Raw genomic sequence first — 22,718 nt, forward strand, 5'->3', positions numbered from 1 at the left:
CCCGTTGCCTGATGCGGCACGGAGACGGGCTGATTGAATGGCGTTTATATAGCGTACACACTCAATTTATTCAGGACAAGCGGATTATCGAGCGTCATCACTGCATTCGGGAAAACACCGATAAATCCTCCAAAACGCACGCATACAAACAACCTACCTGAATTGAACGTCATTTTGACCCATTGTCATTTTCAAATGTACACACTAGACTTTGCTCGACATACGGCGATCCCGCACCCGCGTGCCGCCCCACCCTTACCGACACGGAGCCTCCCGTCATGAGCAAGACCTACCGCATCGGCCAGATCGTGCCGAGTTCCAACACGACGATGGAAACCGAGATTCCCGCGATGCTGCGGTTGCGCGAAGCGATTCGCCCCGAACGCTTCACGTACCACTCGAGCCGGATGCGGATGAAGAAGGTCGTCAAGGAAGAACTCGCGGCGATGGACGCCGAATCCGACCGCTGTGCGGTGGAACTGAGCGATGCGCGCGTCGACGTGCTCGGCTACGCGTGCCTCGTCGCGATCATGGCGATGGGCCACGGCTACCACCGCGTGTCGCAGGCGCGCCTCACGAAGCACACGGCCGACAACGGCGCGCAGGCGCCCGTGCTGACGAGCGCCGGCGCGCTCGTCGACGCGCTGAAGGTGATCGGCGCGAAGCGCATCGTCGTCGTCGCGCCGTACATGCTGCCGCTCACCGAGCTCGTGGTCGACTACATCCGCAACGAAGGCTTCGACGTGCTCGCCTACCGCGCACTGGAGATTCCCGACAACCTCGACGTCGGCCGCCACGATCCGGCGCGCCTGCCCGACATCGTGAAGACGCTGCCGTACCAGGATGCCGATGCGATCGTGCTGTCCGCGTGCGTGCAGATGCCGTCGCTGCCGGCCGTCGCGAAGGTCGAGGCGATGACGGGCAAGCCCGTGATCACGGCCGCGATCGCGACCACCTACGCGATGCTGCGCGAGCTCGACCTCGAGCCCGTCGTGCCCGGTGCGGGCGCGCTGCTGTCCGGCGCGTACTGAGCGCGGCCCTTCCAACGGAGTTCATTCATGCCCTCGACTTTCCTGTATGGCGCGAACGTCCGCGCGAACGGCATCCGCCAGCACTACCTGCGCTACGGCGGCGCGACGGGCGAGCGCGCGCAGCGCCCGGCGATCGTGCTGATTCCCGGCATCACGAGCCCCGCGATCACGTGGGGCTTCGTCGGCGAAACATTCGGCGCGGCGTTCGATACCTACGTGCTCGACGTGCGCGGCCGCGGGCTGTCCGACGCATCGCCGGCGCTCGACTACGGCCTCGACGCACAGGCGGACGACATCGCGGCGCTCGTCGCGGCGCTCGGCCTGCCGCGCACGAGCCTCGTCGGCCACTCGATGGGCGCGCGGATCGCCGCGCGCGCGGCGCGGCGCGGCATTCGCGGGCTCGAATCCGTCGTGCTCGTCGATCCGCCCGTCTCGGGCCCGAACCGCCGCGACTATCCGGGCAAGCTGCCCTGGTACATCGACTCGATGGCGCTCGCACGCGCCGGCACCGATGCGGAAGGTATGCGCGCGTTCTGCCCGACCTGGACCGATGCCGAACTGCAGTTGCGCGCCGAATGGCTGCACACGTGCGACGAGCGCGCGGTGCGCGCGACCTACGAAGGGTTTCATACCGACGATTTCCACGCGGACGCCGCGCGACTGGCCGTGCCGTCGCTGCTGATCACGGCCGAACGCGGCGACGTGGTGCGCGACGACGACGTCGCCGAACTCCAGCGCGCAACGCCGTCGATGCGGCACGTGCGCGTGCCCGATGCCGGCCACATGATTCCGTGGGACAACGCAGCCGGGTTCTACGCGGCGTTCGGCGACTTCCTCGGCGCGCCGCTCGCGGCCTGATCGCGCGGCGCCCGCCCCTTTTCCCTCACGCCTTTACCGGAGCCGACGATGCCAGTCAGCGATACCCAACTGATCGACGCGTGGAAGCAGGTCCTCACGCTGTCGCGCCTCGAACCGGGCCAGACCGTCACGATCCTGACGAGCGCGGCCACCCATCCGCAGACGCTGTCGTGTGCGCTGATCGCGACGCAGTCGATGGGCGCGATCGTCAACCGGCTCGACCTGCCGCCGGTCAACGGCGACAAGGCGTTCAGCCGCGATCCGCTCGCGTATCTCGGCACGACGCCGCTGACCGGCAACAAGGCCGCGATCGCCGCGCTGCGCGAGAGCGACCTCGTGCTCGACCTGATGACGCTGCTGTTCTCGCCCGAACAGCACGACATCCTGAAATCGGGCACGAAGATCCTGCTCGCGGTCGAGCCGCCCGAAGTGCTGGTGCGGATGGTGCCGACGCCGGCCGATCGCACGCGCGTGCTCGCCGCGTCGAAGAAGCTCGCCGCCGCCCGCGAGATGCGCGTGAGCTCCGCGGCCGGTACCGCGCTCGTCTGCCCGCTCGGCGATTTCCCGCCGACGGCCGAATACGGTTTCGTCGACGCGCCGGGCCGCTGGGATCACTGGCCGAGCGGATTCGCGCTGACCTACCCGAACGACCGCACCGCGCGCGGCACGATCGTGATCGATCGCGGCGACATCCTGCTGCCGCAGAAGCACTACGTGAGCGAGCCGATCGCGCTGACCGTCGAGGGTGGTTATGCGACGCGCATCGAAGGCGGCGTCGACGCCGATCTGCTGCGCGACTACATGGAAACGTTCGCCGACCCGGAAGGCTATGCGATCTCGCATATCGGCTGGGGGCTGCAGCCGCGCGCGCGCTGGTCGACGCTCGGGCTGTACGACCGCGAGGCGACGATCGGGATGGATGCACGCGCATTCGAGGGCAACTTCCTGTTCTCGCTCGGCCCGAACAACGAAGGCGGCGGCAACCGTACGACCACCTGCCACATCGACATCCCGTTGCGCCGCTGCACCGTCGAACTCGACGGCGAAACCGTCGTGCGCGACGGCCGCGTGACCGACCAACCCGCCTGACCGACAAACACCAACACCATGAACGATCTTTCCCGTCACGCCGAAGCGAACGTATATCGTCAGCAGGGTTTCGGCACGCCGCTGCCGCCGCACGGCAACATCGGCCTGCTGATCGTCGATTTCGTGGTCGGCTTCGCCGATCCCGCGACGTTCGGCGGCGGCAACATCGCACCGGCGATCGCGCGCACGACGCGTGCGCTCGCGCTGGCCCGCGAACGCGGCTGGCCGGTCGCGCACAGCCGCATCGTGTATGCGGACGACGGCAGCGACGACAACGTGTTCTCGCTGAAGGTGCCCGGCATGGCGACGCTGACCGAGCACCATCCGAACAGCGCGATCGTGCCCGAGCTCACGCCCGCGCAAGGCGAACTCGTCGTGCGCAAGACCGTGCCGTCGGCGTTCTTCGGCACGCAGCTGGCGCCGTGGCTCGCGCAGCGCGCGGTGCAGACGCTGCTCGTCGCGGGCGCCGTGACGAGCGGCTGCGTACGCGCAAGCGTCGTCGACGCGATGTCGCACGGGTTCCGTCCGCTCGTGCTCGCCGATTGCGTCGGCGATCGTGCGATCGCGCCGCACGACGCAAACCTGTTCGACATGCAGCAGAAGTATGCGGCCGTGATGCCGCTCGACGACGCGATCGCGGCAATCGATGCCGTACAGGCCCGTGCGCGCTGAGTCGCCGCGGATCGCGGGCTGCGCATGTGCCGAGCCGCCCGCGATTGACGCTGCACTTTTGGCGGCCTAGATTGGCTTCACGCGCGCCGCTGCCCGAACGCTCCCCGACGCCACCGCCCGCCGGCCGCGCCGCTCCCGACAGGATCTCTCCCCCGTGAACCGTTCCGAACTGCTCGCGCGCAACGGCTGCCTGACCGTGATCCGGCCGCCCGCGCCGCCCGTCAAGCCGGCCCCCGGCCAGCCGGGCAGCCTGTCGTCCTACGTACCGGCGCTGCCGGAAGTCTTCGTCGCGATCCTCGACGACGGCCGCATCCTCGCGTTCAACGGACACGTCGATCTCGGCACCGGCATCCGCACGTCGCTCGCGCAGATCGTCGCCGAGGAGCTCGACGTGCCGGCCGCGCGCGTGACGATGGTGCTCGGCGACACGGCCGCGACACCGAACCAGGGCCCGACCATCGCGAGCGCGACGATCCAGATTTCCGCGACGCCGCTGCGCTGCGCGGCCGCGCAGGCGCGTCATGCACTGCTGGCGCTCGCCGCCGAGCGGTTCGGTGTCGATGCGGCACGGCTGACCCTCGACGACGGAACGATTTCGGCCGATGGACAGACGATCACGTTCGCGGCGCTGGTCGCCGCGCATCGCCTCACGCTGACGCTCGACCTGAACGCCCGCACGAAGGATCCCGCGCACTACCGGATCGTGGGCAAGTCGTCGCCGCGTGTCGACCTGCCCGCGAAGGCAACCGGCCAGCTCACGTTCGTGCACGACATGCGCGTGCCCGGCATGCTGCACGGCCGCGTCGTGCGGCCGCCGTATGCGGGCCACGACAGCGGCCCGTTCGTCGGCACGTCGCTCGTGGGCATCGATCGCGCGTCGGTGGCCGACGTGCCGGGGCTCGTGGCCGTCGTCGCGCTCGGCGATTTCGTCGGCGTCGTGGCCGAACGCGAGGAACACGCGATCCGCGCGGCGCGCCAGTTGCGCGTGACGTGGCGCCCGCTTCCCGCGCTGCCCCCGCTCGACGAGCCGGCCGCCGCGATCGCCGCGGCGCCGGCCAGACGCCGCGTGCTGCTCGACGAAGGCGACGTCGACGCCGCGCGAACGCAACCGGACACGATCACGTTGTCGCGCACCTACACATGGCCGTTCCAGATGCACGGCTCGATCGGCCCGTCCTGCGCGCTCGCCGACTATCGCGAGCCGGGCGACGGCCGGATCACCGTGTGGTCCGGCACGCAGAACCCCGTATCGCTGCGCTGCGACCTCGCGACGCTCGTCGCGCGCGACGAGGCCGACGTCGATGTCGTCCGGATGGAAGCAGCCGGCTGCTACGGCCGCAACGGCGCCGACGACGTGTGCGGCGACGCGCTGCTGCTGTCACGCGCGGTCGGCCGCCCGGTACGGGTGCAGTTGTCGCGTGCGGACGAACATCTGTGGGAACCGAAAGGCGCGGGCCAGTCGATGCAGGTAACGGGCACCGTCACGCGCGACGGCCGCCTGCTGGGTTACGACTTCACGACGCGCTACCCGTCGAACGATGCACCGCTGCTCGCGGCGCTGCTGACCGGCGCGATCGCGCCCGAGCCCCGAGTGTTCGAGATGGGCGACCGCACGGCCGTATCGCCGTACGCGAGCCCGCATCGCCGCTTCGTCTGCGAAGATCTCGCGCCGCTCGTGCGTGCGTCGTGGCTGCGCGGCGTGTCGGCGCTGCCGAACTCGTTCGCGCACGATGCCTTCGCCGACGAATGCGCGGCGCTGGCCGGTGTCGATCCGCTCGCGTTCCGGCTGCGTCACCTGCAGGACACGCGCGCGACCGAGCTGCTGCAGGCCGTGGCCGACCGCGCGGGCTGGACGCCGCGCATGCAGCGCCCGCCTCGCGAACGCGACGGGCCGCGGCTCGCGCGCGGCCGCGGGATCGCCTATGCGCGCTACGTGCACAGCCGCTTCCCCGGATTCGGCGCCGCGTGGGCGGCATGGATCGTCGACCTGAGCGTCGACCGCGTGTCCGGCGAAATGCGCATCGAACGTGTCACGGTCGGCCAGGACACGGGCACGATGATCAACCCGGACGGCGTGCGCCACCAGATCCACGGCAACGTGATCCAGGTATTGAGCCGCACGCTGAAGGAGCGCGTGCGGTTCGCGGACGGCAAGGTCGCGTCGCGCGAGTGGGCGAGCTACCCGATCCTGACGTTCGCGGAAGTACCGGACGTCGATGTCGTATTGATGCCGAGGCAAGGCGAGCCGCCGCTCGGCGCGGGCGAATCGGCATCGGTGCCGGGCCCGGCTGCGGTCGCGAACGCGCTGTTCGATGCAACCGGCGTGCGGTTCTACGCACCGCCCTTTACGCCCGAGGCGGTGCGCGCCGCCCTGCGCGAGGCCGGCCGGCTGATGCACGCCGGCGAGGCCGGCTCAGCCGTCACGGCGGGCTCGCCATAGGCGGGGGCCCGTGCCGCGGGCACGTCACGCGTCGTCGTCTTCCATCATCTTGCGCAGCAGGAACTGCAGCGCGACCCGTTCGCCCGGATTGAGCGCGCCGTACGTGCGCTCCGTCACCTGTCGCGCGAACGGCACCGTGCGGTCGATCAGCGCGAGGCCGGCCGCGGTCGCGCGCACGATCAGCTTGCGGCCGTCGTTCGGGTCGGGCAGCACCTCGATCAGCGCCCGCGCCTTCAGGCGCTCGACGACGCCGCGTATCGTCGCCTGGTCGATCGCGGTGGCCTTGACGATGTCGTTCAGCGAGCACGCCTGCCGCTCCTTGACCGCGCACAGCGTCACGAACTGCGCGGCCGTGAGGTCCGAATCGGGAATCGCCTCCTGGAAGATCGACACGTGCCGCTGATACGCGCGGCGCAGCAGGTGCCCGACCTGGTCGTGAAAGTCGTAGGAATCCTTGGAAGACGCCATGAAAGTGCAGGCCCGCGCCGCATGTAAGTGAAAGACAAGCAGTGTACACCCTCAAATCGGCGTGACCGGCGGCCGGACGGGCACGTCATTGCGGTGCATCAGGATTCCCGTCGCCGGGTGCGCAGCGTGGCAGACAATCGCCCGACCGTAGCGGATCACCAGACCGCCGCGCCGGTGCAACGCAGCCGCCGCGCACATTCGCGGCCGTTGCCGAACGCGCTTTCACGCGTCGCGTCAGGCTTTCGCGCACACACTTCATTTTTGAGCGCATACGCACGAATTTTGTGCACGCCACGGTGTGCGGCACGAACTTTTCAGCACGTGCTCCACACTCTGAAAAACCCCTTTTACATCGCGGATTTCCATACGAAATCGCGTGCCGGCACGCGGCCGGATTCATGCCTGTGCGATTCGGTATTTTCTAGTGTGTACGCTACTTAATTGCCATGATATACAGACTCCAGTGCGCAGCGGACCCTCCGCTCGCGTCGATCGAGCCACCCATTCATCCGTCACACTCGAACAGGGGCAGTCCCATGTCTACCGCACACCCGAGCGCCGCCGTTTCCCCCGACGACGCGCTGCACGGCAATCTCTATCGCAAGGTCACGCTGCGCCTCATCACCCTCTTCTGCCTGTGCTACTTCGCGGCCTATCTCGACCGCATCAACATCGGCCTCGCGAAGCTCCAGATGCTCGACGCACTGAAGTTCAGCGATACCGTGTACGGCCTCGGCGCCGGCCTGTTCTTCGCCGGCTACATCCTGTTCGAAGTCCCGAGCAATCTGGTCCTGCAACGCGTCGGCGCGAAGCTGTGGATCGCGCGGATCATGATCACGTGGGGCCTGCTGTCGGGTGCGACGATGTTCGTGCACACGTCGACGCAGTTCTACATCGTGCGCTTCCTGCTCGGCGCCGCCGAGGCCGGTTTCCTGCCGGGCGTGCTGCTGTACCTGACGCAGTGGTATCCCGATGCGCGTCGCGCGCGGATCGTCGCGCTGTTCATGGTCGGCCTGCCGCTGTCGAGCATGATCGGCAGCCCGATCTCCGGCTGGATCATGCGTGCGTTCGACGGCGCGCACGGGCTCGGCGGCTGGCAGTGGCTGTTCCTGCTCGAAGCGCTGCCGTCGGTGCTGCTCGGTTTCGCGGTGCTGCGCTGGCTGCCCAACAGCATCGAGTCGGCGCAATGGCTGAGCGCCGACGAGAAGCGCGTGCTGCGCGCGAATCTCGACGCCGATCCGGCCGGCAACAAGAGCCACGCGCTCGCCAGGGCGTTCTCCGATCCGAAGGTATGGGCGCTCGGCCTGATCGACCTGTGCGTGCTGCTCGGCCTGTATGCGGTGAGTTTCTGGCTGCCGACGATCCTGCGCGACACCGGTGTGAAGGACGCGTATCACATCGGCTGGCTGATGGTGATCCCGAATGCCGCCGCCGTGCTCGCCACGCTGTACTGCGGCGCAAGCTCCGATCGCGCGCGCGAACGCCGCTGGCACATCGTCGTGCCGTTCATGGTGTCGGCCGTCGCGCTGGCAGTCGCCGCTTCGGGGTCGCACGGCACGCTCGGGACGGTGCTGCTGTTTTCGCTGATCAACGCAGGCGCGGCTGCCGCGATGCCGGTCGTCTGGGCGCTGCCCTCGACGTTCCTGAAGGGTTCGGCTGCCGCCGGCGGGATCGCGTTCGCGTGCTCGATCGCGAACCTCGGCGGATTCGGCAGCACCTACTTCATCGGCTGGCTGCGCGATACGTTCCATTCGCAAAGCGCGGGACTGTACGGGTTCGCCGCCTGCATGCTGGTCGGCTGCGCGCTCGCGCTCGCGTATCCGGCCAGGCTCGTGAACCGCTGACGCGACGCGGTCGTTTTTACAACCGCGCCGCTCACGCGGCACGTTCGCCCCCGCGTCATCCCGCGCGCGCCGCCGCACCGGCGCGTGCGCACGCCTCCCGCCGTCACCCTGCCGTCACTCCGTCGTCGCCGCCCGCCATCGTTTGCCGTCCAGGCACATCGCTTGCGTCATCCCCGCGCCCGCCATCCCGGCGGACAGCAATCTTCCTTCCAACCGGCGCTGCGCACCGCGCGATCCTTCGCGCGGCGGTCCCGCATCGCAAGCAGGTTCCCTGAACGAGAGGACGACATGAAATCAATACGAACGATAGTGGCCTTGTGCTCGGTCATTTCCGTGCTCACGGCGTGCGGCGGCGACGGCAACGACGTCGGTACCGAACTCGGCATCTCGAAGCCGCAGGCGCGCTTCATCAACGCGGTGCCGGCCGGCCCGAACCTCGACTACTACCTGAATGCGAAGGTCGACCAGTCGGGCGTCGCCTACAAGGGCGTGACGCGCTATCACGACATCGATTCGGGCACGCAGACCGCGAGCTACGACGTCTCGGGCACGACCACGACCATTGCGTCCCAGTCGTTCAGCGCCGCGAACGGCCATCACTACACGACGATCGCACTGCCGAGCACGACGTCGCTGATCTCCGTCGTCGACGATCCGTACGATAAGGGCCTGCTGTCGGACAAGGCGCGCGTGCGCAGCTTCAACGCGTCGCCGAATGCACAGAACGTCGACGTGTACGTCGTCCCGCCGGGCACCGACATCACGACGCAAAGCCCGACGATGGCGGGTGCGGCCTACCAGAACGCCGTGCCGGCCACGACGCAGGATTCGATCTACCTGAGCGGCGGCAGCTACCAGGTGATCGTCACGACGGCCGGCAGCAAATCGCCGATCCTCAAGACCGCGCCGGTCACCATCAACAACAACGCCGACTGGCTGCTCCTGACGATTCCGTCGGGCGGGGTCGGCGACGTGACGCCGAACGACATTCACGTGCTCGTGGCCCAGGGCAACGATGCCGATTCGGCCGCGCAGGAACTGGGTCCTCAGTAAGGACTACAAATGGTCGCGGCTGCTGGCGTGGTTGCGCCGGCAGCCGGACCTCGCACACCGGCATCAGTCGACCCGCTCGAGGCAGATCACGTGCTCGGCGCGCGTGCCGTCGCCGTGCTCGATGTCGACATCGCCGACATGGCGCACGCGCCAGCCGGGCCGTGTCGCGATCTGCGGCAGATTGCCGGATACGCGGCTCTCGATGCCGCCGAGCCCTTCGTCCGGCGTATCGACCGCCTCGTCGAGCGACGCGTTCGAGTAAATCACGTTGTCGTGCCACTTCGACGCGCCCGCAGCTGCTTCCATGCCCTTGCCGTCGACGTCGACGGTGCTGTCGGTCATCGCCATGTTCGCATTGTCGAGCGTCGGAATCCGGGCCGCCGCACGCCGCACCGGGTCGCCGCTGTCGACCGCGTGCGTGCCGCGCTCGATCGGCGGCAGGCCGGTCGGCATTTTCCCGGCGATCGCCTCCGGCGTCATCGGACGCCCCGCCACCGGCGCCGCCTGGGTCGCCCGGGTCGCGGCACCCGGCATGTCGCCGGCCGCCGGCGTCTTCACCGGGCGCTTCTCGATCTGTTCCCGCTGCTGTTCCGGGGTCGGGTTCGATTTCGCGTTCTGCATCGCACCTCCTTGCCCGGCCGGCGTACGCCGGCATCCCGCCGTCGGCGCCGGTCCGGAAATCGCTACAACCGTCCTTGCAAATCCTTCATCCGCACGGCCGCGCGCACGCGCACCACCCGGCGCACGTGCCGGGCCGGCACGGCACGCGAAAAGGCGGACGACACACCCGCACGCGGCCGGCGTGCCGCCCGTCTTGCCTGCCGCGCGTCAGCCGCCGCTCGCGCCGCCCGGCGCGGAGGCCGCGCCCGGCATGCTCGCGCCGCTGTCGCCGCTGCTGCCGGCCGCTCCGCTGCTCGGCGTGCTCGACGGCGCAGTGGACGGCGCAGCCGACATGCCGCCCGTCGCGCTCGAATCGGAACTCGCCCCGCCACCGGTGTCGCTGTCGCTTTTCTTCTGACAGCCCGCACCTGCCGCCAACCCTGCAATCAGGATGCCGGCGAAGACGGCTCGCGATACTTGACGAAAGGAATATCGCTGCATGGCACCTCCGCTGATGTCGATGTGGATGGAGCCCCGTTACGAGCAAATCGCGTGCCGCACCCGGCCGCTGCCGGCGTGCGCACTCCATTCATTTTTCAAATGGCACCCAGCCGAATATTTAATTTCCCATCACCGGGACCGCCGCCCATACTCGCGAACAAATCCGAGACATAACGTCCACGGCGGCCAGGCCGGTGCTGCGTACCCACGCTGCCGGTTTCGCGCCCCGCACATGGAAGGAGACAACGGCGTGCAACTGGAAGCCACCCACCGCCCGGGCATCGTGCTCGGCGCGGACGACGCATCGTATCGAACCGATTCGGCCACGCGCGACCCTGCGCTGAGCCCGCGGCTGCACAATCCCGACCTCGCGCCGACCAAGACCGAGGGCCGGACCTGGGGCCGCTACAGCATCTTTGCGCTGTGGACCAACGACGTGCACAACATCGCGAACTACTCGTTCGCGATCGGGCTGTTCGCGCTCGGCCTGTCGGGCTGGCAAATGCTCGCGTCGCTCGCGATCGGCGCGGTGCTCGTGTACTGCTTCATGAACCTCACCGGCTACATGGGCCAGAAGACCGGCGTGCCGTTCCCGGTGATCAGCCGGATGAGCTTCGGCATCTACGGCGCGCTGCTGCCCGCGATGATCCGCGCGGTGATCGCGATCGCGTGGTTCGGTATCCAGACCTATCTCGCGTCCGTCGTGCTGCGCGTGCTGCTCACGGCGATCTGGCCGGGCCTCGCCGCGTTCGACCAGAATGCGATCTTCGGGCTGTCGACGCTCGGCTGGATCACGTTCGTCGCGATCTGGCTCGTGCAGATCGGCATCCTCACGTACGGGATGGAAATGGTCCGCAAGTACGAGGGGCTCGCCGGCCCGGTGATCCTCGTCACGACGCTGTCGCTCGCCGCATGGATGTACAGCCGCACGGGCGGCCATCTCGCGATGTCGATCGGCAAGCCGATGACCGGCTTCAAGATGTGGACGGAAATCTTCGCGGGCGGCTCGCTGTGGCTCGCGATCTACGGCACGCTGGTGCTCAACTTCTGCGATTTCGCGCGTTCGTCGCCGAGCGCGAAGACCGTGCGCGTCGGCAACTTCTGGGGCCTGCCGGTCAACATCCTCGTGTTCGCGACGATCAGCTTCGTGCTCGCGGGCGCGCAGTTCAAGCTGAACGGCCACATCATCCACAGCCCGACGGAAATCATCGCGACAGTGCCGAACAAGCTGTTCCTCGTGCTCGGCTGCCTCGCGTTCCTGATCGTGACGGTCGCCGTGAACATCATGGCGAACTTCGTCGCGCCGGCCTTCGTGCTGACGAGCCTCGCGCCGCACCGCCTGTCGTTCCGCCGCGCGGGCCTGATCAGCGCGACGATCGCCGTGCTGATCCTGCCGTGGAACCTGTACAACAGCCCGATCGTGATCGTCTACTTCCTGTCCGGCCTCGGTGCGCTGCTCGGCCCGCTGTACGGGATCATCACGGTCGACTACTGGCTCGTGCGCAAGCAGCGCGTGAACGTGCCCGACCTCTATACCGAAGCGCCGACCGGCGCGTACTTCTACACGCGCGGCGTGAACCGCAAGGCGCTCGCGGCACTCGTGCCGTCCGCGCTGATCTCGATCACCCTCGCCGTCGTACCGGCCTTCAGCGCGATGACGCCGTTCTCCTGGCTGCTCGGCGCGGCCATCGCGGGCAGCGTGTACTGGCTGACGGCCGATCGCACACGGCACTACGAAGAGCGCTCGGGCGAACACATCGCGGTCGCCTGCGCGCAACACTGACACACACGCATACGGAGTCACGATGAGGATCCTGGTAGTCAACGTCAACACGACCGAGTCGATCACCGACGCGATCGCCGCGCAGGCGCAGGCCGCCGCGTCGCCCGGCACGGAGATCGTCGGGCTGACGCCGCGCTTCGGCGCGGAGTCGGTCGAAGGCAACTTCGAGAGCTATCTCGCGGCGATCGCCGTGATGGATCGCGTGCTGAGCTACGACGAACCGTACGACGCGGTGATCCAGGCCGGCTACGGCGAACACGGCCGCGAAGGGCTGCAGGAACTGCTGACGGTGCCCGTCGTCGACATCACCGAAGCGGCCGCGAGTGTCGCGATGCTGCTCGGCCATCGCTACTCGGTCGTCACGACGCTCGACCGCACGGTGCCGCTGATCGAGGATCGCCTGAAGCTCGCCGGTCTCGATGCGCGCTGCGCGTCGGTGCGCGCAAGCGGCCTCGCGGTGCTCGAACTCGAAGAGAATCCGGCCCGCGCGATCGAGTCGATCGTCGGCCAGGCGCAGCGCGCGGTGAAGGACGATCACGCGGAAGTGATCTGCCTCGGCTGCGGCGGGATGGCCGGCCTCGACCGGCAGATCGAGGAATGCACGGGCGTGCCGGTCGTCGACGGTGTATCGGCCGCCGTCGCGCTCGCCGAATCGCTGGTGCGCCTGAAACTGAAGACGTCGAAGGTCCGCACGTACGCGCCGCCGCGCCCGAAGCGGATCGTCGGCTGGCCGGGAACCTTCGCAAAATGACGGGCCGCCGGCCGGCTGCGGCATCGCGCACGCACCCTGTCTCGCCGGGAGGCGTATCGGCATGCGGGACCCGCTAGACCCGGCCGCGCTGCCCCGCCCCGCGGCCGACGCCGCGGGCGCGCTCGACGTGCTCGACGCACGACTGATGCGCATCCTGCTCGTGCTGCTGACCGAGCGTACCGTGTCGCGCGCGGCCGTACGCCTGAACATGTCGCAACCGGCGACGAGCGCCGCACTCAAGCGGCTGCGCACGCTACTCGGCGATCCGCTGCTGGTGCGCAGCCGCTACGGGATGGTGCCGACCGAGTTCGGTTCGCGGCTGATCGAGCCGCTGCGCAACGCGCTGCGCGTGATCGACTTCATCCGCATCCAGCAGCCGACGTTCGACGCGCGCACGTCGGTGCGTACCTACCGGATCGGCTGCCCCGACTACCTGAACGTGCTGTTCGTGCCGAAGCTCGTCGCGCTGTTCCGCGAACGCGCGCCGAGCGCGCAGCTCGTGTTCCATCCGCTCGGCGACGGCTTCGACGACGAGCGTGCGCTGGCCGACGGCGAGCTCGACGTCGTGATCGACAACCGTCCCGCACGCCAGTCGCGATTCCGGCGGGACGACCTGTTCGACGACCGCGTCGTGTGCCTGATGCGCGCGACGCATCCGCTCGCGCGGCGCGGCGCAATGACGGCCGCCGAGTTCGCGGCCGTGCCGCAGCTGTGCCCGACGCCGTCATGGCTCGAAGCGTCCGGCGCGATCGACCGGCAGCTCGAACGTGTGGACCTGCAGCGGCGCATCGTCGTCACGCTGCCGCACTTCGAACTGGCCGCGCACGCGCTGGTGCGCACCGACATGATCCTCACCACCACGTACCGGCTCGCGCGGCACTACGCGAAGCTGCTGCCGCTCGCCGCGGTCGCACTGCCGGCCGAACCGCCGGACATCGTGTACCGGATGACGTGGAACGAATCGGGTTCGTGCGCCGATGGCGTGCGCTGGCTGCGCGGGCTGATCGCGGAAGCGACGCGCAGCTGGCTCGACGCCGAAGCCGCGCAACCCGCCGTTGCCGCGGTAGCCGCCAATGCCGATGCGCGAACGACGGTGCCGGCCGCGAACGATCCGCCGGAACCCACGCGGCGCACACGCCGCCGCCAGCCGACCCATTGCCGCGCATCGCAGCGCCCGCGTGTCGCGCGCGCTGCGCGCATCCACCGGATCGCGACGAAATCGCATTAAGTCGCATCGCGCGGCGCATGACGCATCTCAAGGATTTGCACGGATACGCGCGACGCCGGCGCGTCAGAATGGTGCGATCGTCAACCCCAGGTAAGACTGCTCTTACTTACCGACCCTGCGCCGGTTCGTCAGAATGTCGCCTTGAATCATCGGCTCTTGAAGAGAGGAATACCGAATGCCCATGAAAAAGGCGCTGATCGCCATTACCCTCCCCGCGTTGCTGCTCGCCGGCACACCCGCCTTCGCCGACACGCAGGACTGCGCAACGCGCATCCACGCGCTGCAAACGCAGATCGACAACGCGAAGCGGTTCGGCAACACGCAGCAGGCAATGCATCAGCAGGCCGCGCTCGAACAGATCCGCGCGCATTGCACGGATGCCGGCCAGCGCGCACGCGCCGACCGCAAGATCGCAGACGCGCAGCGCGATCTGCACAACACGCAGGACGACGTGCATGATGCACAGGCGCGCGTCGACGAAGCAGTCACGCGCGGCGACGCAAAGAAACTGAACAAGGCCCGGCACAAGCTCGCCGACAAGCAGGCGAAGCTGCGCAAGGCCGAACACGACCTGCGCGACGCGCAGGCCGATCGCACCGCGCTGGGCCACTGAAGCCGGTTGCGTCCGTCCGGGCGCCGCGTCACACGTGTCGCGCAAGCATGAGCAGTACCGACAGCGACACGATCGACCCGAGCGTCGACAGCAGGATCGTGCGTGACGTCACATGTGCTTCGCGTCCGTAGAATTCGGCGAGCATGTACGGCCCGGTGCCGGTCGGCAACGCGGCGAGCACGACGGCGATCTGCGCGAGCACGGGCGGCATCGCGAACACGCGCACGCCGAGCCACCACGCGAGCGCCGGTTGCACGAACAGCTTCACCGCCGTCAGCGCGACGCTGCCGCGCGGCGCCGTCCCGGCACCCTCGCGCTTCTCCGCGAGAAACAGCCCGAGGCTCACGAGCGCGCACGGGCTCGCGGCCGCACCGAGCAGCTTCAGGAACGTCTCGACGGGTGCGCCGAGCGTCACCTGCGCAGCCGACACGCACACGCCGGCCAGCGGCGCGACGATCAGCGGGTTGCGCAACAGTGCGCCGACCACCTTCCACATCAGCTTCAGCGGCGCGCGGTCGCGCTGCAGCCCGATCTCGATCAGCACGATCGCGCCGGCGAACAGCACGCACGCTACGAGAATGGTCGCGATCGTGGTTGGCGTGAGGCTATCGGTGCCGAACGCGAGCAGGCACAGCGGAAAGCCGAGATAGCCGGTATTCGGATACGACGCGGCGATCGCGTCGATACTCGCATCGGCGAGCCCGCGCCCTGCGAACAGGCGCCAGGCAAGCACGCCGGCGAACACGAGCGCGCAGGTCAGCGAGAACGTCGCCACGAAGGCCGGCTGGTACAGCTGGTGCCACGATGCGTGCGCCATGATCTGGAACAGCAGCGCGGGCAGCGCGAGCCACACGACGAACCGGTTGAGCTCCGACGCTGCCGCCGGCCCGAGTACGCCGCGCCGGCGGCACAGGAACCCTGCCGCGATCAGCCCGAACACGGGCAACAGAATCTCGATCGTCGATGACATCTTGAATACGCTGCGTGAAACCGGAACGCGCAAGCTTAATGGTTCCGAGAAAGCGCGTCCAATGCGCCGCGCGTGCGCCGCTATCCGTCACGCACCATCGCGCACCGGTTGCGTAAGCAACTTGTATGCAACGACGGCCGCGCCGAGCGCCAGCACGCCGCTCACCGTCAGTGCGTCGGCGAACCCGCTCGCGAATGCAACGGGCGCCGCGTGTGCGAGTACGCCGGCGGCCGATGGCGGCACGCGGCCGAGCGCCTGCGCCAGATCGCCGGCGAGCAGGCTCGACATGAACGGCGCATCGGCAAACGCACGCAGGCCGGGTGTGGCCGACAGCAGGCCGTCGAGCCGCGTGTGCGTACTCGCGGCCAGCACCGCGCCGAGCACGCCGACGGCCGTCACGATCGCCGAGAAGCGCGTCGTCGTGCTGATGCCCGACGCCATGCCCGTGCGGTCAGGCGGCACGCACGCCATGATCGCCTTCTGCGTGTCGCCGTTCATGATGCCGGCGCCGCACCCCGTCACGAACATGCCGATCGCGACGAGCCGGTAGTCGCCGCTCGCCGTCAGCGCGGCCGTGACCAGGTTGCCTGCGCCGATCAGCGCGAGCCCGCCCGCCAGCACGCCGCCCTGCGACACGCGTGCGGCCAGCGTCGCGCCGAGCGACGGGCCGGCGATCATCGCGAACGCGAACGGCAACATCCCGAGCCCCGCGTCGATCGCCGACATCCCGAATGCGTTCTGCAGATACAGCGGCAGGAACGTCATCATCACCTGCGCACACGCGGCATAGCCGAACATCGCGAGCACCGCGCCGACGAAGCGCGGCTGGCGGAACAGCGCGAGATCGATCATCGGCCGCGCCTGCCAGCGCTCGGCGCCGATGAACGCCGCCAGCAGCGCGGCGGCGAGCGCGAGCCGGCCGAGCGTCGCTGCCGACAGCCAGCCGTGCACCGGCGCGCCGATCAGCGCCGCGATCGCACAGGCGAGCGCCGCACCGAACAGCAGGCTGCCGGCAGCGTCCACGCGTTTCGCATGCGGATCGCTCGATTCGTCGATCGCGGCACGCGCGCCGGCCGCCAGCAGCAGGCAAACCGGCAGGTTCAGCAGGAACACCCAGCGCCACCCGATCCATTGCGTGATCGCACCGCCGACGAGCGGCGCGATCGCCGTCGCGATTCCCATGCACATGCCCCAGATCGCCCATGCGCGCGCCCGTTCGCGCCCGTCCGGAAAACGGTTCGCGATCACCGCGAGCGCAGCCGTCAGCAGCAGCGCGGCGCCACCGCCCTTCACGGCGCGCGCGGCGATCAGCCAGCCGGCCGACGGCGCGACGCCGCAGCCGAGCGACGCGAGAAAGAACAGCGCGAGCCCCGTGAAAAGCATTCGCTTGCGCCCGAAGCGGTCGGCCAGCCCGCCGGCCGGCAGCAGGCACGCGGCAAATGCGGTCATGTATGCGCTCACGACCCACTCGATGTCGGCGAAGCTCGCATGAAAGCTGCGCGCGATGCTCGGCAGCGAAACGGCCACCACGTTCGTGTCGAGCACGATCAGCGAACAGGTCGCGGACGCGACGGCGAGCGTCGCGGCGGCAGGCAGGCGGGCGCCCGCGCGCGGGGCGGCAGCCGCGCCCGTACGCGACGCCGGTGAAGACTGGGACATCGGCCACTCCGGAACAGGATCAAGGAGCCGTATGCTAGGCTTGCCCGGTATTGCCTGTCATTGACATCCCGATGCTGTTTTATTGACAAAAATTGCAATCATGGACCGGCTCGAATTCCGTCACGTCCGCGCGTTCCTGAGTGTCGCGCAACACCTGCATTTCGCGCGCGCCGCCGAAGCGCTCGACATGGCGCCGCCCGCGCTCACGCGGCAGATCCAGGAAGCCGAACGCGTGCTCGGCGTGCGGCTTTTTCACCGGTCGCGCCGCGCGGTCACGCTGAGCGCGGCCGGCGAGGCCTATCTCGCCGAAGCGAGCGCCGCATTCGAGCACCTGCAGCGCGGCCGCGAACTCGCCGCACTGGCCGAACGCGGCGAGCTCGGCCGGATCGAGATCGGCTACGTGTCGTCCGCCGTCTATTCGGGCACGCTGCAGCGCACGGTCGGCGCGTTCCGCGCCGCGCACCCGCGCATCGAGCTGAACCTGCGCGAGGTCCCGATGGACGATGTCGCGAACCAGCTCGACGCGGGCCGGCTCGATCTCGCGTACGTGCGCCCGCCACTGCCGCTGCCCGGCGGCCTGCGGATCGTCACGCTGCAGCGCGACGTGTTCGTCGCGGCCGTACCGGCCGATTCGCGCTATGCGGCGATGACGGCCGTGCGCGCGGCCGATCTCGCCGACGCGCGTTTCGCGGTGCCCGAACAGGAGCGGGGCACGCTCGAAGTCGCGCGCCGCGGCCGCTTCGCACCGGTCGTCGCCGCGCGGCCGGGCGGCCTGCTCGCGGTGCTCGCGTGCGTGTCGGTGAACGGCTGGGTCGCGGTGATTCCCGATGCGCTCGCCGGTTGCGTGTCGCTGCCGGGTGTCGTGTACCGGCCGATCGCCGGCAAGCCGATCACGTCGGAACTCGCGCTTGCGCACCGGCGGTTCGAAAAGGCGCCGGCGGTGCGGGCGTTCCTGCGCACGGTTCCGCCGGCTGCGTAAGGCATCCGCGAAAGCGGCCGGGCGCCGGATCGCCCCCGGCCGCGCGAGCGGTCGCCTCGCGAATATGCATTTCACGATTCGATGTTTGTCGGCCGGAAACCGATTCCGGAACCTGCCGTCGATGAATCGCTTTTCCGTCGTAGCGCGCCGTCGCGCGCTCCAGCGTCTTGCCGCCCTTGCCGCCGCACCGCTCGCCGCCGGCATCCCCCTGCCCGCTCGCGCGGCCGGGGCCGACCTGTCGGGTGTCACGCTCGTGCTCGGCGACCAGGCCGGCGGCCTGCGCGCGCTGGCCGAAGCCGCGCGCGTGCTGGACGACACGCCGTACCGGTTCCGCTGGGCCAATTTCCAGGGCGCCGCGCCGCTGTTCGAAGCCCAGCGCGCGGGCGCGATCGATCTGGCACCGGCCGGCGACCTGCCCGTGCTGACGGCCGCGCTCGGCGATCCGTCGTTGCGGATCGTCGCGACACGTGTCGGCTCGCCGGCGTCGCTCGGCATCGTCGTGCAGCCCGACTCGCCGGTTCGCGCGGTGGCCGACCTGAAAGGGCAAACCGTCGTCGTATCGTCGGCGCGCGGCAGCATCTCGCAATACCAGTTGTACGGCGCGCTGCGCGAACACGGCCTCGCCCCGCGCGACGTCGACGTGCGCTTCGTGCTGCCCGTCGACGCATTCGCCGCGTTCGAGGCGAAACGGATCGGCATCTGGGCGACGTTCGACCCGTACTACGGGCACGCGGTGCGGCGCGGCGCGCGCATCGTCCGCGACGGCAGCGGCATCAATTCGGGGCTCGCGTTCCTCACGTCGCCGGTCGACACGCTCGACGATCGCGGCAAGCGCGCGGCGCTCGCGGACGTGCTCGCCCGGCTTGCCCGCGCCGGCCAATGGGCGCTCGCGCACCCGGCCGACTATGCGAACGTCTATGCGTCGCTCACGCGCCTGCCGCCCGACGCGGCCACCGACATCGCCCGCCGGGCCGCGCTCGCGCAACGCAGCGTCAGCGGCGCCGACATCGACGTGCTGCAACGCGTCGCCGATCGCGCGGCGGCGGACGCGATCCTGCCGCGGCGCGTCGACGTCGCGTCGATCGCGATCCGGAGCGTGCCTGCCTGAGCGATGCCGCGCGTGGCGGCGCTCAGCGCGGCCGCGCCATGTCGAGGTCCGGCACGTCGTCGCCGAACGTCGATGCCACCAGCGTGCGCATCGCGGCAATCAGCAGCGTCGGCCCCGACTGGTTGAACGTGCAGCGCTCGCCCGCGGCCGGCACGGCCCGGTGCAGCACGGCACGCCATGCCCCCCGCCCGCCGTCGCGCTCGAGAGCGGCGAACGGCAGCCGCTCGACGATCGGGCCGCCGTCCGCCCAGGACGACGATGGCGAAAACGGCACCGGCACGCCATCCGGTGCGCGGATCGCCATGCATCCCGATGCGTCGACGCGCGGCGCGCCGAGGTCTTCCGCCATGGCCACCCAGTAGTCGAGTGATGCGCCTGTCAGATCCTGGACTTGCATGACCGTCTCCGTATGACCGTCCTCATGAGCGACATCCTAGCGGGTGCACGCGCCGTCGCGCCAGATCGCCCGCCGGCCTGAGCCCCGGCAAACGCCATTCCCGGGTGCCCGTGCCCCCGAACAAACCCGCGCCCGCCGCCATCTTGGCGTCATTCGTGCGTACAATGATCTGACGGCTCGCCGCCAGGCCTGCGGCGGGCAACTCGGGCCACCAGAAACAGAAATTTTGCCGAACCGGACCCATTTTCGGACATCGGCGGCACAGGATCAGACCATGCGGCGCAGACCGGATCTTTCGGGGGGACGTATGTCCACGCACGCCAGAAAACCGCTGGTATCGCTCGTCGTGCCCTTTCATGACGAGGCGGCTGCCATCGAGGCCTTCTTCGCGACCACCCTTCCCATCCTCGAATCGATCGATTCCGTGCGCTTCGAGATCGTCTGTGTGAACGACGGCAGCCGCGACGGTACGCTGGACAAGCTGATTGCAATCGGCGCCGACGACTCGCGCGTGCGCATCATCGATCTGACGCGACGCTTCGGCAAGGAGGCCGCATTGACGGCCGGCATCGACGACGCCGCGGGAGCGGCCGTCATCCTGATCGACGCCGACCTGCAGGACCCTCCTGCACTGATCCCCGCCATGATCGAGCGCTGGCTCGCAGGCGCAGAGGTCGTCGCCGCGAAGCGTACCGACCGCATGTGCGATCCCATGATGCAGCGCGTGGCCGCCGCGCTCTACTATCGCGTGCACAACCAGCTGTCCGAAGTCGAGATGCCGGAGAACGTCGGCGATTTCCGCCTGATGGACCGCCAGGTGATCGACGCACTGTGCGCGCTGCCCGAGCGGCGGCGCTTCATGAAAGGCCTGTTCGCGTGGGTCGGCTTTCATGTCGAGATCATCGAGTACACTCGCGCACCGCGCAGCGGCGGCCACTCGAAGTTCTCCGGATGGCGGCGCTGGAATTTCGCGCTCGAAGGGATCACGAGCTTCAGCACCGTTCCGCTGCGCGTATGGACCTATATCGGCCTTGCATTCGCGCTGCTCTCGCTCATCTACGCCGCATTCATCGTCACGCGCACGTTGCTGTACGGCAATCCCGTGCACGGATACGCGTCGCTGATTTCCGTCGTGCTGTTCATCGGCGGCATCCAGCTGATCGGGATCGGAGTGATCGGCGAATACCTCGGCCGCGTCTATCACGAAGCGAAACAGCGCCCGGTCTACCTCGTCAGGCGACGCTATCGCGCCGAAGCACATGTGGCGCAGCAACCTGCACGTCAAGGCACATCCCAGGCCGGCTCGAAGCTGCTGCAGTTTCCGGCCCGGCGCATCGTCACGATCCGGCGCCGGCAATCAGGCGCCGTCGGTGCCCAGTCGCCGCGCAAACTGTCGGTCAAGTAACGCGACGCATGGATATTCCCCGCCTGTCGACGCGCCCCGGCGAACGCCACGTGCATGTCTGGCTGACGCCAGTCCGCATCGTGCTCTACAGCGCATTGGCGCTGACCGCTTACTGCGTCTTCGTATCGTTGTGGTCATGGGTCAGTCATCGCTCGCCGGGCCCCGGCTCCATTCGGCCCGGCGCCGACTACGTGGTGTTCTGGACCGCATCCTGGCTCGTGCGGCACGGTGCGATGCTGCAGGCCTACGACGTGCCCGCATTTACGCGGCTGCTCTCCGAATTCTTTCCGTCGACGCCGCGCAACGCCCTCCTTCCATGGCTGTATCCGCCGACCTATCTGCTGATGGTGGCGCCGCTCTCGCTGATCCCGCTCGCATTCAGCTACCCGGCTTTCATCGCAACCGGCATCGCGGCACTTGGATTCGCGTCGTGGCGCGTCTCACGGCTCGCGGCTACTCCGGGAGCGAAACGCTTCGCATGGATTGCGCTGCTCGGCTGCCCCGGTGTCTTCGTGACGACGATGTACGGACAGAACGCAATGCTCACGGCCTCATGTGCCGCGCTGGCCGTGTATTGGGCCGACCGGCGACCGGCGTGGTCCGGCTTCTGCATCGGCCTGATGGTCGTCAAGCCGCAACTGGCCATGCTGTTCCCGTTCGTGCTGATCGCCACCCGGGCATGGCGCACGTTCGCATGGGCCGCGCTGTTCGCGAGCGCATTTGCCGCACTCGGCGTGCTGGTCGCGGGCATCGGGTCGCTACGCCTCTTTGTCGAGAACGCAGCACTTGCGCGGTCGATCGTCCTCGAGCACAGCGTCGCATTCTGGCTCACGTCGCCGACGCCGTTCGCGGCACTGCGCCTCTCGGAAGTCTCGCTGGCGGCCGCCTATGTCGCGCAGGCCGGCATCGCCATCGTCGCTATCGCGTCGGCCTGCATTCTCTGGGCGCGCAGCCGCGATACGCGCCTGCGTGGCGCCGTGTTCGTCATCGCAACGCTCGCCGCGAATCCGTATGTGTGGCACTACGAACTCTCGTGGCTATGCATCCCGCTCGCATGCCTGGTTGCGCTCGGCACCCAGGACGGCTGGTTGCGCGGCGAACAGACCGTCGTCGCGCTCGTGTGGGCGCTGCCGCTCTACGAATACGTGAATCCGGTATTCGAGCTGCCGCAGATCGGATCGATCGTGATGCTCGGCACGCTGCTCACGCTGCTTCGCCGCGCGCGACTGACCGGCGGACACTTGCTCAGCACCGTCCGCTAACCCCGCC

The 22,718-nt window shown here is 68.8% G+C and carries 21 protein-coding genes; 16 read left to right on the top strand and 5 right to left on the bottom strand.

The features are described from left to right. Nucleotides 1-278: 278 nt before the first annotated feature. The 5 genes from AC5LXK_RS26275 (at nucleotide 279) to AC5LXK_RS26295 (ending at nucleotide 6,090) form a co-directional block, all read left to right on the top strand. Nucleotides 279-1,031 (top strand): maleate cis-trans isomerase family protein, encoded by a 753-nt coding sequence (locus tag AC5LXK_RS26275; protein WP_006483547.1) that lies wholly within the window; start codon nucleotides 279-281, stop codon nucleotides 1,029-1,031. Nucleotides 1,032-1,058: 27 nt separating this feature from the next. Then, entirely contained in the window at nucleotides 1,059-1,889 is an 831-nt protein-coding gene (locus AC5LXK_RS26280; protein ID WP_493391600.1) for an alpha/beta fold hydrolase, read from the top strand. Between the two features lie 48 nt (nucleotides 1,890-1,937). Next, nucleotides 1,938-2,978 (top strand): 2,5-dihydroxypyridine 5,6-dioxygenase NicX family protein, encoded by a 1,041-nt coding sequence (locus tag AC5LXK_RS26285; protein ID WP_493391601.1) that lies wholly within the window; start codon nucleotides 1,938-1,940, stop codon nucleotides 2,976-2,978. Between the two features lie 18 nt (nucleotides 2,979-2,996). Next, entirely contained in the window at nucleotides 2,997-3,650 is a 654-nt protein-coding gene (locus tag AC5LXK_RS26290) for an isochorismatase family protein (RefSeq protein WP_493384747.1), read from the top strand. A 154-nt stretch (nucleotides 3,651-3,804) separates the two neighbouring features. Continuing rightward, nucleotides 3,805-6,090 carry a xanthine dehydrogenase family protein molybdopterin-binding subunit gene (locus tag AC5LXK_RS26295; protein WP_493391602.1) on the top strand — a complete coding sequence of 762 codons (2,286 nt, stop codon included), beginning with the start codon at nucleotides 3,805-3,807 and terminating at the stop codon, nucleotides 6,088-6,090. A 24-nt stretch (nucleotides 6,091-6,114) separates the two neighbouring features. Here AC5LXK_RS26295 and AC5LXK_RS26300 read toward each other — a convergent pair whose 3' ends face one another. Then, nucleotides 6,115-6,558 (bottom strand): MarR family winged helix-turn-helix transcriptional regulator, encoded by a 444-nt coding sequence (locus tag AC5LXK_RS26300; protein ID WP_493391603.1) that lies wholly within the window; start codon nucleotides 6,556-6,558, stop codon nucleotides 6,115-6,117. A 536-nt stretch (nucleotides 6,559-7,094) separates the two neighbouring features. Between AC5LXK_RS26300 and AC5LXK_RS26305 the strand changes: the two genes are divergently transcribed. Together AC5LXK_RS26305 and AC5LXK_RS26310 are read left to right on the top strand one after the other, a co-directional pair. Beyond that, nucleotides 7,095-8,402 carry an MFS transporter gene (locus AC5LXK_RS26305; RefSeq protein WP_493391604.1) on the top strand — a complete coding sequence of 436 codons (1,308 nt, stop codon included), beginning with the start codon at nucleotides 7,095-7,097 and terminating at the stop codon, nucleotides 8,400-8,402. A 288-nt stretch (nucleotides 8,403-8,690) separates the two neighbouring features. Beyond that, nucleotides 8,691-9,455, top strand: coding sequence for a DUF4397 domain-containing protein (locus AC5LXK_RS26310; RefSeq protein ID WP_493391605.1), 765 nt, complete (start codon nucleotides 8,691-8,693; stop codon nucleotides 9,453-9,455). 63 nt (nucleotides 9,456-9,518) lie between these two features. Here AC5LXK_RS26310 and AC5LXK_RS26315 read toward each other — a convergent pair whose 3' ends face one another. Continuing rightward, complete coding sequence (locus tag AC5LXK_RS26315; RefSeq protein WP_493391606.1) at nucleotides 9,519-10,076, bottom strand: DUF3005 domain-containing protein; 558 nt, start codon at nucleotides 10,074-10,076, stop codon at nucleotides 9,519-9,521. A gap of 181 nt (nucleotides 10,077-10,257) precedes the next feature. On the opposite strand from AC5LXK_RS26315, the gene AC5LXK_RS26320 reads away from it, so the two are divergent. The 5 genes from AC5LXK_RS26320 (at nucleotide 10,258) to AC5LXK_RS26340 (ending at nucleotide 14,931) form a co-directional block, all read left to right on the top strand. Next, nucleotides 10,258-10,473 (top strand): hypothetical protein, encoded by a 216-nt coding sequence (locus AC5LXK_RS26320; protein ID WP_493391607.1) that lies wholly within the window; start codon nucleotides 10,258-10,260, stop codon nucleotides 10,471-10,473. Between the two features lie 315 nt (nucleotides 10,474-10,788). Further along, nucleotides 10,789-12,339: an NCS1 family nucleobase:cation symporter-1 gene (locus AC5LXK_RS26325; RefSeq protein ID WP_493391608.1), complete on the top strand. Its 1,551-nt coding sequence runs from the start codon at nucleotides 10,789-10,791 to the stop codon at nucleotides 12,337-12,339. 22 nt (nucleotides 12,340-12,361) lie between these two features. Then, nucleotides 12,362-13,090 (top strand): aspartate/glutamate racemase family protein, encoded by a 729-nt coding sequence (locus AC5LXK_RS26330; protein WP_048025762.1) that lies wholly within the window; start codon nucleotides 12,362-12,364, stop codon nucleotides 13,088-13,090. Between the two features lie 61 nt (nucleotides 13,091-13,151). Next, the gene (locus AC5LXK_RS26335; RefSeq protein ID WP_493391609.1) at nucleotides 13,152-14,318 is read left to right on the top strand and encodes a LysR family transcriptional regulator; all 1,167 of its coding nucleotides are present in this window, start codon (nucleotides 13,152-13,154) and stop codon (nucleotides 14,316-14,318) included. A 175-nt stretch (nucleotides 14,319-14,493) separates the two neighbouring features. Then, complete coding sequence (locus AC5LXK_RS26340; protein WP_493391610.1) at nucleotides 14,494-14,931, top strand: DUF1090 family protein; 438 nt, start codon at nucleotides 14,494-14,496, stop codon at nucleotides 14,929-14,931. Nucleotides 14,932-14,959: 28 nt separating this feature from the next. Here the strand turns inward: AC5LXK_RS26340 and AC5LXK_RS26345 are convergent, their stop codons facing one another. Beyond that, the gene (locus AC5LXK_RS26345) at nucleotides 14,960-15,901 is read right to left on the bottom strand and encodes an AEC family transporter (RefSeq protein WP_493391611.1); all 942 of its coding nucleotides are present in this window, start codon (nucleotides 15,899-15,901) and stop codon (nucleotides 14,960-14,962) included. Between the two features lie 87 nt (nucleotides 15,902-15,988). Next, entirely contained in the window at nucleotides 15,989-17,560 is a 1,572-nt protein-coding gene (locus AC5LXK_RS26350) for an MFS transporter (protein ID WP_493391612.1), read from the bottom strand. 100 nt (nucleotides 17,561-17,660) lie between these two features. On the opposite strand from AC5LXK_RS26350, the gene AC5LXK_RS26355 reads away from it, so the two are divergent. After that, a complete protein-coding gene (locus AC5LXK_RS26355; protein ID WP_493391613.1) occupies nucleotides 17,661-18,539 on the top strand; it encodes a LysR family transcriptional regulator in 879 nt (292 codons plus the stop codon). A gap of 121 nt (nucleotides 18,540-18,660) precedes the next feature. Beyond that, nucleotides 18,661-19,647, top strand: a complete 987-nt coding sequence (locus AC5LXK_RS26360) for an ABC transporter substrate-binding protein (RefSeq protein ID WP_493391614.1) — start codon at nucleotides 18,661-18,663, stop codon at nucleotides 19,645-19,647. A 22-nt stretch (nucleotides 19,648-19,669) separates the two neighbouring features. Here AC5LXK_RS26360 and AC5LXK_RS26365 read toward each other — a convergent pair whose 3' ends face one another. Then, the gene (locus AC5LXK_RS26365) at nucleotides 19,670-20,044 is read right to left on the bottom strand and encodes a phage protein NinX family protein (RefSeq protein ID WP_493391615.1); all 375 of its coding nucleotides are present in this window, start codon (nucleotides 20,042-20,044) and stop codon (nucleotides 19,670-19,672) included. A 307-nt stretch (nucleotides 20,045-20,351) separates the two neighbouring features. On the opposite strand from AC5LXK_RS26365, the gene AC5LXK_RS26370 reads away from it, so the two are divergent. Beyond that, nucleotides 20,352-21,449: a glycosyltransferase family 2 protein gene (locus tag AC5LXK_RS26370; protein WP_493394062.1), complete on the top strand. Its 1,098-nt coding sequence runs from the start codon at nucleotides 20,352-20,354 to the stop codon at nucleotides 21,447-21,449. A gap of 8 nt (nucleotides 21,450-21,457) precedes the next feature. Then, on the top strand, nucleotides 21,458-22,711 hold the full coding sequence (locus AC5LXK_RS26375) for a glycosyltransferase family 87 protein (RefSeq protein ID WP_493391616.1): 1,254 nt from the start codon (nucleotides 21,458-21,460) through the stop codon (nucleotides 22,709-22,711). Nucleotides 22,712-22,718: the final 7 nt, after the last annotated feature.

It is taken from the genome of Burkholderia pulmonis (genome assembly GCF_984667975.1).

What these genes read in the sequence shown, in the direction of transcription:
- AC5LXK_RS26275 (WP_006483547.1), top strand. Translation starts at nt 279, where the DNA reads ATGAGCAAGACCTACCGCATCGGCCAGATCGTGCCGAGTTCCAACACG.
- AC5LXK_RS26280 (WP_493391600.1), top strand. Translation starts at nt 1,059, where the DNA reads ATGCCCTCGACTTTCCTGTATGGCGCGAACGTCCGCGCGAACGGCATC.
- AC5LXK_RS26285 (WP_493391601.1), top strand. Translation starts at nt 1,938, where the DNA reads ATGCCAGTCAGCGATACCCAACTGATCGACGCGTGGAAGCAGGTCCTC.
- AC5LXK_RS26290 (WP_493384747.1), top strand. Translation starts at nt 2,997, where the DNA reads ATGAACGATCTTTCCCGTCACGCCGAAGCGAACGTATATCGTCAGCAG.
- AC5LXK_RS26300 (WP_493391603.1), bottom strand. Translation starts at nt 6,558, where the DNA reads ATGGCGTCTTCCAAGGATTCCTACGACTTTCACGACCAGGTCGGGCAC.
- AC5LXK_RS26305 (WP_493391604.1), top strand. Translation starts at nt 7,095, where the DNA reads ATGTCTACCGCACACCCGAGCGCCGCCGTTTCCCCCGACGACGCGCTG.
- AC5LXK_RS26310 (WP_493391605.1), top strand. Translation starts at nt 8,691, where the DNA reads ATGAAATCAATACGAACGATAGTGGCCTTGTGCTCGGTCATTTCCGTG.
- AC5LXK_RS26315 (WP_493391606.1), bottom strand. Translation starts at nt 10,076, where the DNA reads ATGCAGAACGCGAAATCGAACCCGACCCCGGAACAGCAGCGGGAACAG.
- AC5LXK_RS26325 (WP_493391608.1), top strand. Translation starts at nt 10,789, where the DNA reads ATGGAAGGAGACAACGGCGTGCAACTGGAAGCCACCCACCGCCCGGGC.
- AC5LXK_RS26330 (WP_048025762.1), top strand. Translation starts at nt 12,362, where the DNA reads ATGAGGATCCTGGTAGTCAACGTCAACACGACCGAGTCGATCACCGAC.
- AC5LXK_RS26335 (WP_493391609.1), top strand. Translation starts at nt 13,152, where the DNA reads ATGCGGGACCCGCTAGACCCGGCCGCGCTGCCCCGCCCCGCGGCCGAC.
- AC5LXK_RS26340 (WP_493391610.1), top strand. Translation starts at nt 14,494, where the DNA reads ATGCCCATGAAAAAGGCGCTGATCGCCATTACCCTCCCCGCGTTGCTG.
- AC5LXK_RS26345 (WP_493391611.1), bottom strand. Translation starts at nt 15,901, where the DNA reads ATGTCATCGACGATCGAGATTCTGTTGCCCGTGTTCGGGCTGATCGCG.
- AC5LXK_RS26350 (WP_493391612.1), bottom strand. Translation starts at nt 17,560, where the DNA reads ATGTCCCAGTCTTCACCGGCGTCGCGTACGGGCGCGGCTGCCGCCCCG.
- AC5LXK_RS26355 (WP_493391613.1), top strand. Translation starts at nt 17,661, where the DNA reads ATGGACCGGCTCGAATTCCGTCACGTCCGCGCGTTCCTGAGTGTCGCG.
- AC5LXK_RS26360 (WP_493391614.1), top strand. Translation starts at nt 18,661, where the DNA reads ATGAATCGCTTTTCCGTCGTAGCGCGCCGTCGCGCGCTCCAGCGTCTT.
- AC5LXK_RS26365 (WP_493391615.1), bottom strand. Translation starts at nt 20,044, where the DNA reads ATGCAAGTCCAGGATCTGACAGGCGCATCACTCGACTACTGGGTGGCC.
- AC5LXK_RS26370 (WP_493394062.1), top strand. Translation starts at nt 20,352, where the DNA reads ATGTCCACGCACGCCAGAAAACCGCTGGTATCGCTCGTCGTGCCCTTT.
- AC5LXK_RS26375 (WP_493391616.1), top strand. Translation starts at nt 21,458, where the DNA reads ATGGATATTCCCCGCCTGTCGACGCGCCCCGGCGAACGCCACGTGCAT.